Source organism: Streptomyces sp. NPDC041784, from assembly GCF_055591025.1.
This window is the reverse complement of sequence record NZ_JBVJAB010000007.1, coordinates 160,495-176,524: the sequence shown is the minus strand read 5'-3', so window position 1 is coordinate 176,524 and position 16,030 is coordinate 160,495. Positions and strand designations below refer to the sequence as shown.

Sequence of the window (16,030 nt, the reverse complement as noted above, 5' to 3'; positions counted from 1 at the left end):
CCAGCGTCTTTGCGGAGACCGCAAAACGACCGGGCAAAATGGCCGTATGGACGCCGAACTCGCGGAACTCCTCGACAGCATCGGGCCACGGCTGCGCGCGCTGCGGCACGACCGAGGCCTCACCCTCGAAGCCGTCGCGGAGGACACCGGGATCTCCGTGAGCACGCTCTCACGTCTGGAGTCGGGGCTACGGCGCCCGACACTCGATCTGCTCATCCCGCTCGCCCGCGCGCACCGCGTCGCCCTGGACCAGCTGGTGGCCGCTCCGGCCACGGGTGATCCCCGGGTCCATCTGACCCCGAGGCGGCGGGAACACGGGAGCGTCCTCGTACCGCTGACGCAGTATCCGGGCCGGGTCCAGGTCTTCAAGCAGGTGCTCTCCCACCGCGAACCGCGCCTGGTGACCCACTCCGGGTACGAATGGCTCTACGTGCTCGCCGGCGAGTTGCGCCTCATCCTCGGGGGGCGCGAACTCGTCCTGCGGCCCGGCGAGGTCGCCGAGTTCGACACGAGCGAACCGCACTGGTTCGGCCCCTCCGGCCCCGAAGCGGTGGAGATCCTGCACCTGTTCGGCCCCCACGGCGACCAGGCCCAGGTCCGCACCGGCCCGTCGGCGAACGACTGAAGGATCCTCGCCCCTACCTCATGACCACCGCACTCATCGTCGACGACCACGGTCTCCGCGTCACCGTGCGGGCGGAGCCGATGACTCTTGCCCGGGCGCCTCGGGTGCCTCTGGTGCCTCGGCAGTCGTGGTCGACGGGGCGACGGGGCTGTCGGACGTCGTGCCCGACGGCGCCCCTCCGCCGACGAGCAGGACCAGGACGGTCATGACGGCGGTGCCGGCACCCACGGCGCCGACCATGTCCCCTCTGCTCACGGAGCCGGTGCCGGTCCGGGTGTGCCGGTAGACGAGACAGCCCACGAGCGCGCCCAGAGCAAGGATCGCGACCCCCAGGGGGTCGATGTGCACAGTCATGGGTCCTCCTGGCCTGACGGGCCTGCGCTCCCCACCGCCGACGGGTGGGTACCGTTTCCGTGCCCACCACCGCTGTGGCGGGTGTGCACACCAAGGTGCCCTGGGCCACCGCCGGTTCGGACGGCCGGCGATCGGTTCAGCACGATTTCGGATGCGGCACGCCCGCACTCGGACGCGATGGCATGCTGCTGGACGGTTCTGGACGGTACTGGACATGCGGGGAGTGCTCGTGGGGAAGCCGGGGGTCTTCAAGAGGCCGCAACTGGAGGACGGGCCGTTACACGACCTCAACGAGGCCCTGCACACGCTTCATCTGTGGGCCGGCCGCCCTTCCTTGAGCGAGATGTACGCCGCTCTCAGCGCCGAGGCCAGGAAGAAGATCTCCCGCAGCACCCTGCACGCCGCGTTGACCGGAGCCGCCCTGCCCCGGCGTGACACCGTCGACGCGCTGGTCGAGATCCTGGGCACGAGAGCACGCACCACCACGCCCGAGGATCAGCTCTTGCGCTTCGATGCCCTGTGGCAGCGGGCCGCGCTGGCGAGCGTCCCGGACGACGCGCTCCTCGCGCTTCCGACCATCAGTGTGCAGAACACGCCTCTCGATCTGCCCTCGCTGATCAAGCAGTACATGAGCGACGGCGTGCGGGACAGCGACCAGGTGTTCGCCCTGCTCCTGCTCGAAGCCCTCAAGGACGGCGCGGCCGAGGAGCGGCAGGACCGGGCCCTGGACCTCCTCCGTTTCCTCGTGGCGGACCGACTCGCCCAGCTCCAGGCCCCGCCCTCCCCCGCCGCGATAGACGGCCCCGATGACGACGTCATCGACGCGGACATCGTCGACTGATCCGTGCGTCGCTGCGACAGATCCCTGCCCGGCCCTCCCCTCGGATTGACGTATGCCGCGTCAGCGGACCTTCTCGCGCCGGAACCGCCGTGCGGCGGGCCGCGTCGAGGCCGTGGTGCCTCCTGCCGCGGCGCGGGCCGGGGCGTCCGGGAGGGTGAAGGCGAAGACCGAGGTCACCGCGGCGATCACGGCCAGGGCGAGATAGGCGTGCTGGTAGGCGCTGATCGGCGGATGCGCGGCGGCCGCCGCGGGCGTGCTCAGGACCAGCACCGTGGTCACGGCCGCCGGCGCGAGCGCGCCGCCGGTCTGGCGTACCACGGTGTTGAGCGTGGAGGCCTGGGCCAGGTCCTCGCGGGCGATGTTCGCGAGCGAGGCCACCGTCGTCGGCATGAAGACCCCGCCCATCGCGACGCCGAGCAGGAACATGTAGGCACGGAAGGTCCACAGGCCGGTGTCCTCGTCGCAGGTGGCGAACAGCAGGAGGACCACGCTGACGCCGGCCAGGCCGCACCCGACGATGATCCGGGGACCCACGCGGGCGTAGAGGACGCCGGCTATCTGCACGGTCAGCAGGACACCGAAGGCCTCGGGGAAGGTGCTGGTGCCGGACTCCAGGGCGGTGCGGCCCTGGGCCTGCTGAAGGAAGAGCGGACCGAGGTACATGGCGCCGAGGATCGGGATCAGGCCGACGAGGTTGATCAGGTTGGTGTCGCGGAAGAGCCGGTCCGCGAAGAGACGGAGTTTCAACAGCGGTTCGGCGGTGCGCAGTTCGAAGGTGACGGCGGCGGCGAGGAGAACCGCGCCGAGGATCAGGGCGGTGACCACGGCGACGGACGACCAGCCGCGGTTGGGGCCTTCGCAGATGCCGAACATCGCGGCGCCCAGTCCCGCCGCGCTCAGCAGCAGGCCGGTCAGGTCGAACCGGCCGGGCAGCCGGCCGCGGTGCTCCGCCAGGAACAGGACGCCGAACAGCACGACCGGGATACCGACGGGCAGGTTGACGTAGAAGACCCAGCGCCAGGACAGATGGTCCACGAGCAGCCCGCCGAGGACGGGAGCCGCCGCCGGGGCCATCTGCTGCGGGATGATCATGTAACGGGAGATCCGCACCTGGTTGGAGGAGTTGAAGGTGGCGAAGAGCAGGGCCGCCGAGGCCGGGAACAGCACACCGGCGGACAGCCCCTGAACCGCGCGGAAGGCGACGAGCTGGGCCAGGTCGGCGGCCGCGCCGCAGAGCAGTGACGAGCCCAGGAAGGCGGCGAGCGCGGTGAGCAGGACGCGTTTGCCGCCGAACCGTTCGACCAGCCAGGCGGAGGCCGGAATGGCCATGGCCAGGCAGACCGGGTAGACCACGACGACTCCGTCGAGGGCGGCCGTGGTCAGCTGGAACTGGCGGGCGATGGAGGGCAGCGCCACGGTGGTGATCGCCCCGTCGACGATCGCGATGAACGTCACGCTGACGCACATGACGGGGACGACCAGCCGCTGGCTGAGCGGGAAGGGACGGGCGGGCAGGCGGGGACGACGTGTGAACGACACATGCTGAGCATACTCACTATGTGGATGCTCATAGAATTGGGTTTTCCGGAAACATGGGGAGCAGCAATGGCAGTGCAAGGCAGCAGCGACGTCCTGGTCGACGAGCTGTACGAGACGACCCAGCAGCTGCGCCAGTTCGTGGAGGCCCGACTCCGGCTCGGCGGCGCGTCCGTCGCCCGCCTGCGCGCCATGCGGATGCTCGCGCGGGCGGAGCGGCCCTTGCGGATGCGGGACCTGAGCGAGCTGACGGGCATCGCGGCACGGACCGCGACCAGCATCGTCGACAGCCTGGAACGCGACGGCCTGGTCGAGCGCCTGCCCCACCCGCACGACCGCCGCGCGTTCCTGCTGCGCCTGACCGACGAAGGCCTGAAGTGCCACCGCGAGGCGGAAGAGGTGGACCGCCTGGCGCTCGCCGAGGCGACGGCCGGGCTCGGCGCGGAGGACCGCGCCCAACTCCGGGCCCTGCTCACCCGGATCCGCGAAGCCACGTCCTGACGGCGGCCGGCGCAACCCGCCCCGGCGTCATCCACTGAACACCGTCGCCGTGTCAACACCCCCTCAGCGTGCACAACTTGCAGGAATTCCCGTGTCCGAGGGCTTGCCGTACCCCTGAAGTCATCATTTAAATCAAGTCGTGAACTAAGTAGTGTGCCCGCTTCGTCGCTCGCTCCACCTCCCGCACCCGCACGACTGTCACGGCACGGCTCCCGTTCGCGTCCATCCTTCATCGCATCCGCAGGGGAACATGGCATGAGACTCAGATCCTTGGGTGTCGCGCTCGCCAGTACGGCAGCGCTGATCACTCTCCCCGTCCTCGGTCCACCGTCGGCCGCGGCGGCCGACGCCAACCTGTCGCAGGGCAGACCGGCCGCGTCGTCCTCGACCGAGAACGCCGGCACGCCCGCGGCCGCCGCGGTCGACGGCGACACGGGGACCCGCTGGTCCTCGGCCGCGACCGACGACCAGTGGTTCCAGGTCGACCTCGGGGCCACCGCCTCGATCAACCAGGTCGTCCTCGACTGGGAAACGGCCTACGCCACGGACTACAAGATCCAGGTCTCGCCGGACGGCGGCTCCTGGACCGATCTGCGGACGGTCACCGGCGGGGACGGCGGCACCGACACGCTCACCGTCTCCGGCCAGGGCCGCTACGTCCGCATGCAGGGAGTCCACCGGGCCACCCCATGGGGCTACTCGCTCTGGGAGTTCGAGGTGTTCGGGACCGCCGGCGGACCCCAGCCCGGCACCTGCGGCACCGCCGACTCCGCGCAGGGCAAGGCCGCTTCCGCCTCCTCGACGGAGAACGCCGGCACCCCCGCGTCCGCCGCCTTCGACGGCAATGACTCCACCCGCTGGTCCAGCCAGGCGTCCGATCCCCAGTGGCTGCGGGTCGACCTCGGCTCGGTCCAGGATCTGTGCAAGGTCGATCTGAACTGGGAAGCGGCGTACGCCAGGGACTTTCAGATCCAGGCCTCCGCCGACGGCCAGAACTGGAACACGCTGAAGACCGTCACCGGCGCCACCGGAGGACGGGCCTCCTACGACGTCAGCGGCTCGGGTCGCTACGTCCGCGTCCTGGGGACCGCTCGCGCGACCGGCTACGGCTACTCCCTGTGGGAGGTCGCCGTCCACACCGGGTCCGGTGGCACGCCCCCGGTCGAGGGCGGCGGGGACCTGGGCCCGAACGTGATCGTCGTGGACCCCTCCACGCCCGACCTCCAGCAGAAGTTCGACCAGGTCTTCACCCAGCAGGAGTCCGCGCAGTTCGGGAGCGGGCGCTACCAGTTCCTCCTCAAGCCGGGCACCTACAACGGCATCAACGCCCAACTCGGCTTCTACACCTCGATCTCGGGACTCGGGCTGAACCCCGACGACACCCAGATCAACGGCGACATCACCGTGGACGCGGGCTGGTTCAACGGCAACGCGACACAGAACTTCTGGCGCTCGGCGGAGAACCTCGCGATCACGCCGTCCAACGGCACCGACCGCTGGGCCGTCGCGCAGGCCGCGCCGTTCCGCCGTATCCACGTCAAGGGCGGCCTCAACCTCGCGCCCAACGGCTACGGATGGGCCTCCGGCGGCTATATCGCCGACTCGAAGATCGACGGTACGGTCGGCCCGTACTCGCAGCAGCAGTGGTACACCCGTGACAGCTCGGTCGGGGGCTGGACCAACGGTGTGTGGAACATGACGTTCACGGGTGTCCAGGGCGCCCCGGCGACCAACTTCGACACCGGCCCGTACACCACGCTGGACACCACGCCGATCTCCCGCGAGAAGCCGTTCCTCTACCTCGACGGCAACGACTACAAGGTCTTCGTCCCCGCCAAGCGCACCGGTGCCCGCGGCGTGTCCTGGCCCGCAAACGCCGGCGGGACCTCGCTCCCGCTGAGCCAGTTCTACGTCGTCAAGCCCGGTGCGACGGCCGCCACCATCAACACCGCGCTCGCCCAGGGCCTCAACCTGCTCTTCACACCCGGCGTCTACCACCTCGACCAGACGATCAACGTCACCCGCGCCGACACGGTGGTGCTCGGACTGGGCCTGGCCACGCTCATCCCCGACGGGGGCATCGACGCCCTGCACGTGGCGGACGTGGACGGCGTGCGGCTCGCCGGATTCCTCATCGACGCCGGTTCCTCGAACTCCGACACGCTGCTCCAGATCGGCCCCGCCGGCGCGGGCGCGGACCACTCCGCCAACCCGACCACCATGCAGGACGTGTTCATCCGCATCGGCGGCGCGGGCCCCGGCCTGGCGACGAACTCCGTCGTGGTCAACAGCGACGACGTCGTCATCGACCACACCTGGATCTGGCGCGCCGACCACGGCGAGGGCGTCGGCTGGGAGACCAACCGGGCCGACTACGGGCTGCGGGTGAACGGCGACGACGTCCTCGCCACCGGCCTGTTCGTCGAGCACTTCAACAAGTACGACGTCCTGTGGAACGGCGAACGGGGCCGCACGATCTTCTTCCAGAACGAGAAGGCCTACGACGCCCCCAACGCCGCCGCCATCACGCACGACGGCATCGTCGGCTACGCCTCCTACAAGGTCGCCGACACGGTGAACGTGCACGAGGCGTGGGGTCTGGGCAGCTACTGCAACTACACGTCCGACCCCACCATCGTGCAGCACCACGGCTTCCAGGTACCCGTCAAGACAGGCATCAGGATGCACAGCCTCCAGGTGATCTCCCTGGGCGGCAAGGGGCAGTACGCCCACGTCATCAACGACACCGGGGCGCCGACCTCCGGCACCGACACCGTCCCGTCCAAGATCACACAGTTCCCGTGACCCGGGGCGGGTGATCCGCCTCCTCCGACAGGGACGTGCTGCGGGCGGTCATTCCCGGCCCGCGGCACTGTCCTGTCACAATTTCGTGAAGTTGATCCACTTTTCGAACAGGCCCTACGCTGCCGGTCGGTGGCCCGGCTGTGGCCGGACGCGGACGCTGCGGGAGTGGGTGGGCACGAGGTGCGCGGGGAACGCAGGCCGGGACCAGTGCCGGAGGCGACCGCGCCCGCGTCCGGGGGCGGCGCCCGGCCGGCGTTGCTGGGGCGCGACGACCACCTGCGCGCCGTACGCCTCCATGTCGAGCGGGCGGGCACCGGCCACGGTGGTCTGCTGCTGATCACCGGCGAGGCCGGCATCGGCAAGACTTCCCTCACCGGGTGCGTGGTCCGCGAGGCGCGGAGCGAGGGCATGGCCGTCCTGCGCGGATCGTGCTGGGACGCCGACGGCACTCCCGGGTACTGGCCGTGGACGCAGATCGTGCGCGGCCTGCGCCGGTCCGCGCGGGCGCAGACGTGGCAGGCCGCGTCGGACGCGGCCGGAGCCGCGTGGCGGGTGCTGCTGGGCGGTGGGGCCGAGGCGGAGGAGGCCGACCGGTTCCAGCTGTTCGACGCGGTGACGACCCTGCTGGTCACCGCCGCGCAGCACCAGCCGGTGCTGGTCGTCCTGGAGGACCTGCACTGGGCCGACCTGGCGTCGGTCGCCCTGCTGGAGTTCGCGGCCCAGCACATGTCCCTGGAGCGGGCGCTGATCGTGGCGACGTGCCGGGATCTGGAGCTCGAGCGGCCGGACCACCCCTTGCGCGACCGGTTGCGGTCGCTCATGACCCGGGCCACGACACTCGCGCTGACGGGCCTGGGGGCTGCTGACATCGCCGAGTTGATGCAGCGTACGGTGGGCAGGGCGCCGGACGGCACGCTCGTCGCCGAGGTCCTGCGCCGGACGGGTGGCAATCCCTTCTTCGTCCAGGAGACGGCCCGTCTGTGGGCGGGCGGTCACGAGGTGACCGGGATGTCGCCGGGCCTGCACGCCTCCCTCCAGCAGCGGCTGGGCCTGCTGGACGATCCGGTGGCGGCCTGTCTCGCCGCCGCGTCGGTGCTGGGGCGGCGGTTCCACACCGACACGCTGGCGAGTGTCACCGGCGCCTCGCCGGGTCAGGTCCGCCGTTGGCTGGCTCAGGCCGCGGACGCCCAACTGGTGGAGCAGGAACCGTCGGGACGGGCGTTCTTCAAGCACGACCTGGTGCGCGAGACGCTGTACGGCGGCCTGGACGCGCAGCGCGCCCGCCGACTGCACGCGGCCGCCGCACGGGCGCTGCGCGACACGGCGGCGCTCCCGGAGGTGACGCTTCCGGTGGAGCTGGCCCGCCACGCCCATTTCGCCTTCGAGGAGCTGGAGCGCGACGAGGCGGTGGACCTGCTGGTGTCCGCGGCGCGCCACGCGGAACACCGCATGGCGCACGAGGAGGCGGCCGGACACTACGGTCGCGCCCTGGACCGCCTCGGTGACGCGGCCCCTGCGCGGCGCGTGCTGCTCGGGCTCGACCTCGGGCTGGCGCTCCAGCTGTGCGGTGAGCACGAGCGCTCCTGGGGCAGGTTCGCCGAGGCCGCCGATCTGGCGAGGGAGCTGGGCGAGCCGCTGCTGTTGGGGCGGACCGCGCTGTCCCTGTACGGCGCCGACGGGCGCGGGGACCTGGCGCTGCTGAAGCCGCGTGCCCTGCGCTGGGCGTACGAGCAGCTTGTCGCCGCCTCCGGGGCGGCTGCGGCCGCACGGGACACGGGAGCCCGTGGTCGAAGCCCCCACGGTGCGGCGCCGTCCCCGGACGACGGCGAACCACCGCTGTCCCAGTCCCACCTCGCCCGGCGTGTCGCGGCGGCGGTGGTGTCCGGCGCCCGTGCCGCGGGCGACGACGACACCCTGCACATCGGGCTGTGGGCGCGGCTCCAGGCGCAGTGGGGACCCCAGGCCGCGGGGGACCGACGGGCCCTGGCGGAGGAGCTCGTCGCGGTGTCCCGGCGCCGCGGCGACCGCTGGACGGAGCACGTGGCGATGTCCATGCGATGGGTCGCGGCGCTCGAATCGGACGATCCGCGGTTCCTGGAGGACTTCCACGCCATGGTGGCGGTGGCCGCCGCCGACGGCTCACTCCGGCTGCGCCTGAACTCCGTCATCGACCGCAGCGTCGTCCACGCCGTCACGGGCAGGTTCGCCGAGGCGGCGGAGCTGCTCGACACCTCGGACTCCCTGAGCGCCCAGGGCACCCAGGGCACCCAGGGCACCCAGGGCGGCAACTACTACCGGTACTTCGTCTCCCACCACCGCTGGACACTCCTCGTGACGCGGGGCAGGTTCGCCGAGGCGAGGCAGCTGCTGGACACCCTACGGAGCCAGCAGCACCCGTACGTCGAACTGGTGGAAGCCCTCACCGAGCTGGAGGCCGGTGAGCACCCGGGTGCGCCCGTCCCCCGGCCGGGCGCGGGAGCCGGCGGTGACACGGTGCTCCACCGCAGCGTCACCCCTCTGTGGCTGCGCTACCAGGCGACGGCGGCCGCCGCGTCGGGCGATCCCGCGTGGTGCGAGAACGCCCGCGCCGCTCTGGCCCCGTACGCGGGCCAGTGGCTGGTCTCCCTCTTCGGATGGGACGTCAGCGGCCCGGCGACCCTCTGGCTGGGCATCCTCGACGCGGCGCGGCAGCGGTGGGACTCCGCGGTCCACCACCTCACCGCGGCGCGTCGGTCGGCCGACCGGCTGCACGCGCTGCCCTGGTCGCTGCGGGCCGGCCTGGAACTGGCTTCCGCGCTCGCGGCACGGGGAGACCACGACGAGCGGTACGTCGCGGCTCTGCTGGAGGAGGCGGCGTCGCAGGCCCACCAGCTCGGTATGACGCATCTGCTCACCCGCGTCGAGCACCTGAGCAGCACCCGGCCTCCGGGCTCGCGGCCCGCCCACGAGGGCGCGGCCCCCGCCTACGAGTTCCGCCGCAACGGCGAGGTCTGGCGGCTGACCTACGAGGGCCGCACCGTGCACATGCCCGACGCGAAGGGCCTGCGGGACCTGCACAGCCTGCTGGGCCTGCCCGGCCGGGACATCGCGGCCGTCCGCCTGTTGAACCCGGACGACGACACCGTCGCCGCCGCGCAGGGCATGGGGGCCGACGAGATCCTGGACGACGAGGCCCGCCGACGCTACCGCCGCCACCTGGAGCGGCTGGAAGCGGAGATCGACCGGGCGGTCGAGCAGGGAGACGACCGGCGGGCGGCCGCCTACGACCGGGAGCGCGCCGCCCTCCTGGAGGAACTGCGCCGCCACGCCGGCCTCGGAGGCCGCCCCCGTCGTCTGGGCGACCCCCGTGAACGCGCCCGCAAGAACGTGACCGCCCGCATCCGTGACACCCTGCGCAGACTGGACGAACAGCACCCCGCTCTCGCCGCCCACCTGCGAAGCGCCGTCTCCACCGGAACGATGTGCCGCTACTCCCCCGGTCAGGAGATCCCTTGGCACCTGTGACCGGGCCGCGTCAGCGACGGTGACGGTGACGGTGGCTGTGTCCGTGAGGGTGTCAGTGATGGTGGCTGTGTCACAGGGGCTGCCAGTCGTGCCAGGTGCTGCCGGGCTCGTTCTGCCAGCGGTGGTGGACCCCGCCCGGGTTGTTGGCGAAGATCTCCAGCCGACCGTCGCGGTTGCGCAGGGCACGGACGAAGTAGCCCCCACCGCCGAAGCCCTGCCAGTCGCGCCACGCACCGGTCAGGTCGACCTGGTAGTTGTGCTGGAGAACCTCGTCGTTCAGGGCGAAGACCTCGACCCTCCCGTCGTGCGACTCGACCGTCGCCAGACGGGAGCCCGCCGGGCCACCCAGCGGCTGCCACTCGTGCCAGTCCCCGGCGGGGACGTTCTGCCAACGATGGTGCACACCCGAGGAGTTCGAGGCGAACACCTCCAGCCGGCCGTCGTGATTCCTGGCCACGGCGAGATGCTCCCCGCCGATGCCGAAGTCGACCCACTGCCGCCAGGTTCCGGCCAGATCGGTCTGACAGGTGTGGCGGAAGATGTCGTCGTTGAGGGCGAAGACTTCGATGCGTCCGTCCGATGCCGGTGCTGCCGCGAGCCGGGCGTTCGCGGGACCGCCCAGGGGCCGCCAGTCGTGCCAGGTCCCGCCGGGCGTGTTGTGCCAACGGTGGTGCACGCCCGAGCCGTTGGAGGCGAAGACCTCCAGCCGGCCGTCATCGTTGGTGGCGACCGCGAGGTGGTCCCCGCCGCCGCCGAAGCCGTACCAGTCGGCCCACTCCGCCGACACCTTCACCTGGTAGCGGTGCAGGAAGGTGTCGCCGTTCATCGCGAACAACTCCAGCCGCCCGTCAGGAGACGCGGACAGCGCGATGGTCGCCGACGACGGCCCGCCGAACGGCTGCCAGCCCGACCACGCACCTCCCGGCTGGTGCTGGTAGGTGTGGTAGATCTGGTCGATCGCGGCGTGGAAAACCTCCCCACGACCGTCCGCCGACATCCCCGCCGCCAGCCGCTGCCGACGATCGGGCACCACCGGGCCGTTCCACCAGCTCGTCTCCCTGCGGGCGCCGGCCCACGAGAAGCTGAAGTGGACATGGTCGGTGTGCGGGTTGGCGCCCCGGTAGGGCTGCCAGCCGGCGTCGGGACGGTTGGCCATCCAGATGCGCCGGTTCCAGATCATGTACATGATTCCGAAGCGGCGGGCGAGGGCGTGGGCGTTGCCGTGCCGGTCGGTGGCGAGGAGCCAGTCGATCAGCTCGTCGGCCTGGTGCCCCTGACTCCGGACGCTCACGCCCCAGTCCAAGGCGCGGCCCTCCTTGTGCTCGCTCTGTCCTCCGCTGCCGCACGCCCTGCTGATCCCCATGCTGCTCGTACCGGGGTAGGCGGCGAGCACCAGGTCGCGAAAGTCCAGCAGGCCGGGCTTGGCGTCGGGGTCGCAGGTGCGCTGTGGATCGTAGGACGCGTAGGGGTCGATGGCGGGGCCGAAATCGGGTGCGGTGGGTGCCATGCCGGGCTCCTTCAGCCTGGTCCCTCGCCCGCTGCGAGGGTCGTACCCCGTGGTGCGCGTGATCGGATCGCGCCGCCGCCAGATGCGATCGCGCGCCTTCTTGGTGACCGGGCCGTCCGGGTCCGGGCTCGCGTCCGATCAGGTCGCCTCCGGTGCGTCCACGCGCCGGGGCCGACGCCACGAGGAAGGCTTCCGTCGTGACGAATCGCAGAACTTTGCTTCGAGTGGCCGTGGTGACGACGGCGTGCGCGCTGACGCTCACCGCGCTGCCGTCCGCGCTGCCGTCCGCGCTGCCGTCCGCGCTCCTGTCCGCCCCTCCCGCCTCCGCCGACTCCGGCGTGACCGGCTCCACCGGCTCCACCGGCGAGACGGTGCGTACCGACGCGGGTCTGGTCCGCGGCACCCGGTCGGGCGCGCATCGGATCTTCCACGGCATCCCCTACGCGGCCGCCCCCGAAGGACGGCTCCGCTGGGCGCCGCCCCGGCCGGTACAGCCGTGGAAAGGGGTCAGGGACGCCACGAAGCCGGGTCCGCTGTGCCCGCAGGTGCCGTCGCAATACGCGCAGATCTCCAGCACGGAGGAGGACTGCCTGGTCCTGAACGTCACGACACCGCCCGCGTCGGACCGGCGGCGCGCCGCCCCCGTGCTCGTATGGATCCACGGGGACGGCTCCGTGGGCAGTGGCGGCCTGTTCGACGGGCGCCGTCTGGCCGAACGGGGCCTGGTGGTGGTCACCGTCAACTACCGTCTCGGTGTCTTCGGCGGCCTCGCCCTGCCAGGTCTGGAAGGGGCCGGAACCTTCGGCCTCCAGGACCAGCGGGCGGCTCTGACCTGGGTGCGGGACAATGCGCGGGCCTTCGGTGGTGACCCCGGCAACGTCACCGTGGCCGGCGTGTCCTTCGGCGCCTCCGCCGTCGCCGCGCATCTGACGTCTCCCGCTTCCCGGGGCCTGTTCCACCGGGCGGTCATGGCGAGCGGTGAGGCCACGATGGACATGCCGGCCGGCGCCATGGGACCCGGCGTACCGGGCTACCCGTGGTACGTCTGGCGGACCGGGCGCGAGATGGAGGACATCACCACCGAGATGACCTCGTCCCTCGGCTGCCGTGACGACCGTCCGGAACGCACCCTCGCCTGTCTGCGCGCCCTGCCCGTGCGCACGATCCTCAAGGTGCCGTACATCATGAACGCCTTCCAGGCGTTCGGGTACGGCAACCCCACCCTGCCCGAGCTGCCGCCCACGGCCCTGCGCTCGGGACGCTTCCACCATGTGCCCGTCCTGTCGGGCGCGACCCTCGACGAGCACCGCACGTTCGTCGGCATGCTGTACGACGCCGTGGGCAAACCCTTCACCGAGGCCGACTACGACCGTGCGCTGCGCACCGCGTTCGGCGAGTCCCTGGCGCGGCGCGTACGGGCCGAGTACCCGCCGTCCGCCTACCCGTCCCCCGGGCTGGCGTGGGCCACCGTGATCACCGACCGTATGTGGGCGCGCGGCACCCAGGCCCAGCACGAGGCGCTGGCCCGGCATGTGCCGGTGTACGCCTACGAGTTCGCCGACCGGGACGCGCCGATGTTCCTGCCGCTGCCGGGCGGGTTCGACTTCGGCGCCTTCCACGCCGGCGACATCCCGTACCTGTTCGAGGACGAGGCGGCCGAGCCGCTGTTCACCGCGGAACAGCGTCGTCTGTCGGCCACCATGACCGGATACTGGGCCGCCTTCGCCCACACCGGCGCACCCCGTGGTACGGGCCTGCCCGCCTGGCGCCCTTACCGCCCGGCCCTCGCCGGCCGCCCGTACACGCAGTCACTGGCGCCGCGGCGGATCGGGCCGGTCGACTACCACCGCGCACACAACCTCGGCTTCTGGGACCGGATGCCCTGACGGGGTGGGTCGTCTCAGCCCCCGGGGCGCCGAGGGGGCGGGCGAAGGGGCGGTTCGCCGATGCGCCGCAGCGCCGTCAACGCCGCCTACTGGACGGCGTCCTCCGCGTCGGGGCCGCAGCCGAGCAGGCTCAGCGCCACCCCGCGCATCGGCGCCTGGTGGCGGGCCAGCAGCAGAACCGTGTGCTGCTGCCTGGTGGTCGGAGTCCCGCCGCTCGGTGTGCGCGGGGGACGGGAACGCGGACCCGTAAACGCGGGGCGACAGCTCGGATCCGGTATCACTCACCGGACGTCACGCACGGGGATCTCGGGCGCGAAGTGGGCGACGGCGGTGACCAGGCGGTTCTTGTCCAGGCGCCATCCCGTCACGGCCCGTGAGGACATCGCGACGTCGGCCGGCACCGGAACGAGGTACTCCACGACGGCACGGGCCGTGGGGCCGTCTCCGGGGAGGGCCGGGGCGCCCGCTCTCCGGGTGACGCCGACATAGGGCAGGGACGCGTCGCCCGCGGCCTGGTGCCAGAGGACGAAGCCCGTGATGTCGGCCCAGGGCACATGGCCGGTGGTCGCCCCGTACCGGGCGGGGCTCCCGCCGAGGAGCACTCCCGTCTCATCCACGCGGAGCGCGACCTTGCGGCTCAGCGCCACGTACGCCATGAACAGGCCGCCCCCGCCGAACAGCGGCAGGCCCAGGATCCGGGCCAACGGCGGCATTCCCGGGAGCAGCAGGACGGCGGTGAAGACCGCGGAGACCGCTACGACCCCTACGGTCCTGCGGTCCCAGCCGTACCGTGCCTCGTACACCTGTGAGCTGCCTGTCGCCATGGCTGGATCATGGCAACAGGCGGGCCCTCGGGGGAAGTCCCGCGGCCCGTGGTGTTCAAGGAACCGAGGCGGGTCACTCGGACATCGTCTCCTGCCCTAATCTGACCCGCATGAACGCATCGGGGGACATGATCGACGGACGCTTCGAGCTGATGGAGCGGCTCGGCAGCGGAGGGATGGGTACGGTGTGGCGGGCCCGCGACACCGTGCTGGACCGGGACGTCGCCCTCAAAGCCGTACGCCCCGACGCGGAGGCCTCCCCCGCCGTCCGGGAACGCGTGCTGCGCGAGGCGAGGGCCCTGGCACGGCTCAACGATCCGCACGTGGTGACCGTCCATCAGATCATCGAGGCGGACCCGCATCCGTGGATCGTGATGGAGCTGGTGCCCGGAAAGTCACTGCAAGAACGCCTGTCCGAAGGCCCGTTGAGCCCTGCGGAGGCGGCCGGCGTCGGACGTCAGGTGCTCGCCGCGCTGCGCGCCGCCCACGCGGCCGGCATCCAGCACCGGGACGTCAAACCGGCGAACGTGCTGCTCCGCCCCGACGGCACCGCCGTGCTCACCGACTTCGGCATCGCCGCCCTGCAGGGCGCGACCGCGCTCACCGTCACGGGTGAACTCGTCGGCTCCCCCGAGTACATGGCCCCCGAGCGCATCCGTGGTCACGGCGAGGACCCGGCCTCCGACCTGTGGTCGCTCGGGCTGGTGCTGTACGTGTGCGTAGAGGGCGTGAGCCCGCTGCGCCGTGAGACCACGCTCGCCACCCTGGCCGCCGTCCTCGACGACCCGGTCCCGCCCGCCGTGCGCTCCGGTCCCCTCGCCCCGGTCCTGGAGTCCCTCCTCGTCCGCGACCCGGCCGCCCGCCCGGACGCCGCGCGGCTGGACGGGCTGCTCGCCCAGGCCGAGTCCGGCAGCACACCGCGGTGGGACCCGCCGACGGTGCCGGCCCCGGCACCGGTACCGGCCCCGCCCGTGCCGGCGCCGCCCACCGAGCTCGACACCCCGCCACCGGGGCATCCGCACCCGCATCCGCACCGGCGTCGCCGACCGGCTCTCGCCGCCGCGCTCACCGCCCTGGCCGTCGTCGTGGCGGCCGCCCTGGCCTTCACCCTGCGACCGTTCGACGACGACAAGCCCGTCGACCGGGCGGGCGGCTCCGCATCGAGCACCTCGGCCACGGCCGTCACACCGCCCCCGTCCTCGGCACCGAAGCAGAGTCCCAGCCCGACGGCACCCGGCGAGTCCGCGCCCTCCACGCCGAGTACGGCCGAGTCGTCGTCGCCTCCGGCCGGGAAGGGTCGCTGGATCGCCCAGCTGTACTCCGAGCCCGTGTCCTCGGGCGTCGCCGCCCGCGACCGGCGCCTCGCACGCATCCGTTCCTCCGTGCCCGAGGCGCTCGTCCTGCGAAGCGACACGTACGCCTCGCTCCACCCGGGTTTCTGGGTGATCTACGCACCCGGCCCCTTCACCGACGGCCGCGCCGCACTGACCTTCTGCGCCGAGCGTGGCCGTACGTCGGCGACCAGCTGCCTCGGCCGTTATCTCAGCACCAGCTCGGACGACGTCGCCCTCCAGTGCCGCCCTCCGGCGTCGAGCCCGACGGGCCGGTGCACGCGGGGAACGTAGGCGCCGAACCCCTGCCGCCGCC

Annotated in this window: 11 protein-coding genes; 7 read left to right on the top strand and 4 right to left on the bottom strand. The window is 72.0% G+C overall.

What is annotated here, in order from left to right:
• Positions 1-46: 46 nt before the first annotated feature.
• A complete protein-coding gene (locus tag ACZ6D7_RS17340; protein ID WP_469491128.1) occupies positions 47-625 on the top strand; it encodes a helix-turn-helix domain-containing protein in 579 nt (192 codons plus the stop codon).
• A 60-nt stretch (positions 626-685) separates the two neighbouring features.
• On the opposite strand, the gene ACZ6D7_RS17335 is transcribed toward ACZ6D7_RS17340, so the two are convergent.
• Positions 686-979, bottom strand: coding sequence for a hypothetical protein (locus tag ACZ6D7_RS17335; RefSeq protein WP_469491126.1), 294 nt, complete (start codon positions 977-979; stop codon positions 686-688).
• A 214-nt stretch (positions 980-1,193) separates the two neighbouring features.
• Here ACZ6D7_RS17335 and ACZ6D7_RS17330 point away from each other — a divergent pair, with 214 nt between their 5' ends.
• Complete coding sequence (locus tag ACZ6D7_RS17330) at positions 1,194-1,820, top strand: hypothetical protein (RefSeq protein WP_469491124.1); 627 nt, start codon at positions 1,194-1,196, stop codon at positions 1,818-1,820.
• A 60-nt stretch (positions 1,821-1,880) separates the two neighbouring features.
• On the opposite strand, the gene ACZ6D7_RS17325 is transcribed toward ACZ6D7_RS17330, so the two are convergent.
• Positions 1,881-3,287 carry a DHA2 family efflux MFS transporter permease subunit gene (locus tag ACZ6D7_RS17325; RefSeq protein ID WP_469491552.1) on the bottom strand — a complete coding sequence of 469 codons (1,407 nt, stop codon included), beginning with the start codon at positions 3,285-3,287 and terminating at the stop codon, positions 1,881-1,883.
• Positions 3,288-3,425: 138 nt separating this feature from the next.
• On the opposite strand from ACZ6D7_RS17325, the gene ACZ6D7_RS17320 reads away from it, so the two are divergent.
• The 3 genes from ACZ6D7_RS17320 (at position 3,426) to ACZ6D7_RS17310 (ending at position 10,166) form a co-directional block, all read left to right on the top strand.
• Positions 3,426-3,857, top strand: coding sequence for a MarR family winged helix-turn-helix transcriptional regulator (locus ACZ6D7_RS17320; protein WP_469491122.1), 432 nt, complete (start codon positions 3,426-3,428; stop codon positions 3,855-3,857).
• 255 nt (positions 3,858-4,112) lie between these two features.
• The gene (locus tag ACZ6D7_RS17315) at positions 4,113-6,662 is read left to right on the top strand and encodes a discoidin domain-containing protein (protein WP_469491120.1); all 2,550 of its coding nucleotides are present in this window, start codon (positions 4,113-4,115) and stop codon (positions 6,660-6,662) included.
• Positions 6,663-6,791: 129 nt separating this feature from the next.
• Positions 6,792-10,166 carry an ATP-binding protein gene (locus ACZ6D7_RS17310; RefSeq protein WP_469491119.1) on the top strand — a complete coding sequence of 1,125 codons (3,375 nt, stop codon included), beginning with the start codon at positions 6,792-6,794 and terminating at the stop codon, positions 10,164-10,166.
• 70 nt (positions 10,167-10,236) lie between these two features.
• Here ACZ6D7_RS17310 and ACZ6D7_RS17305 read toward each other — a convergent pair whose 3' ends face one another.
• Positions 10,237-11,673 carry a PLL family lectin gene (locus ACZ6D7_RS17305; RefSeq protein ID WP_469491118.1) on the bottom strand — a complete coding sequence of 479 codons (1,437 nt, stop codon included), beginning with the start codon at positions 11,671-11,673 and terminating at the stop codon, positions 10,237-10,239.
• A 197-nt stretch (positions 11,674-11,870) separates the two neighbouring features.
• On the opposite strand from ACZ6D7_RS17305, the gene ACZ6D7_RS17300 reads away from it, so the two are divergent.
• Positions 11,871-13,559: a carboxylesterase/lipase family protein gene (locus ACZ6D7_RS17300; protein WP_469491117.1), complete on the top strand. Its 1,689-nt coding sequence runs from the start codon at positions 11,871-11,873 to the stop codon at positions 13,557-13,559.
• Positions 13,560-13,840: 281 nt separating this feature from the next.
• On the opposite strand, the gene ACZ6D7_RS17295 is transcribed toward ACZ6D7_RS17300, so the two are convergent.
• Positions 13,841-14,383, bottom strand: a complete 543-nt coding sequence (locus ACZ6D7_RS17295) for a hypothetical protein (RefSeq protein WP_469491115.1) — start codon at positions 14,381-14,383, stop codon at positions 13,841-13,843.
• 110 nt (positions 14,384-14,493) lie between these two features.
• Here ACZ6D7_RS17295 and ACZ6D7_RS17290 point away from each other — a divergent pair, with 110 nt between their 5' ends.
• The gene (locus ACZ6D7_RS17290) at positions 14,494-16,008 is read left to right on the top strand and encodes a serine/threonine-protein kinase (RefSeq protein ID WP_469491114.1); all 1,515 of its coding nucleotides are present in this window, start codon (positions 14,494-14,496) and stop codon (positions 16,006-16,008) included.
• Positions 16,009-16,030 lie beyond the last annotated feature (22 nt).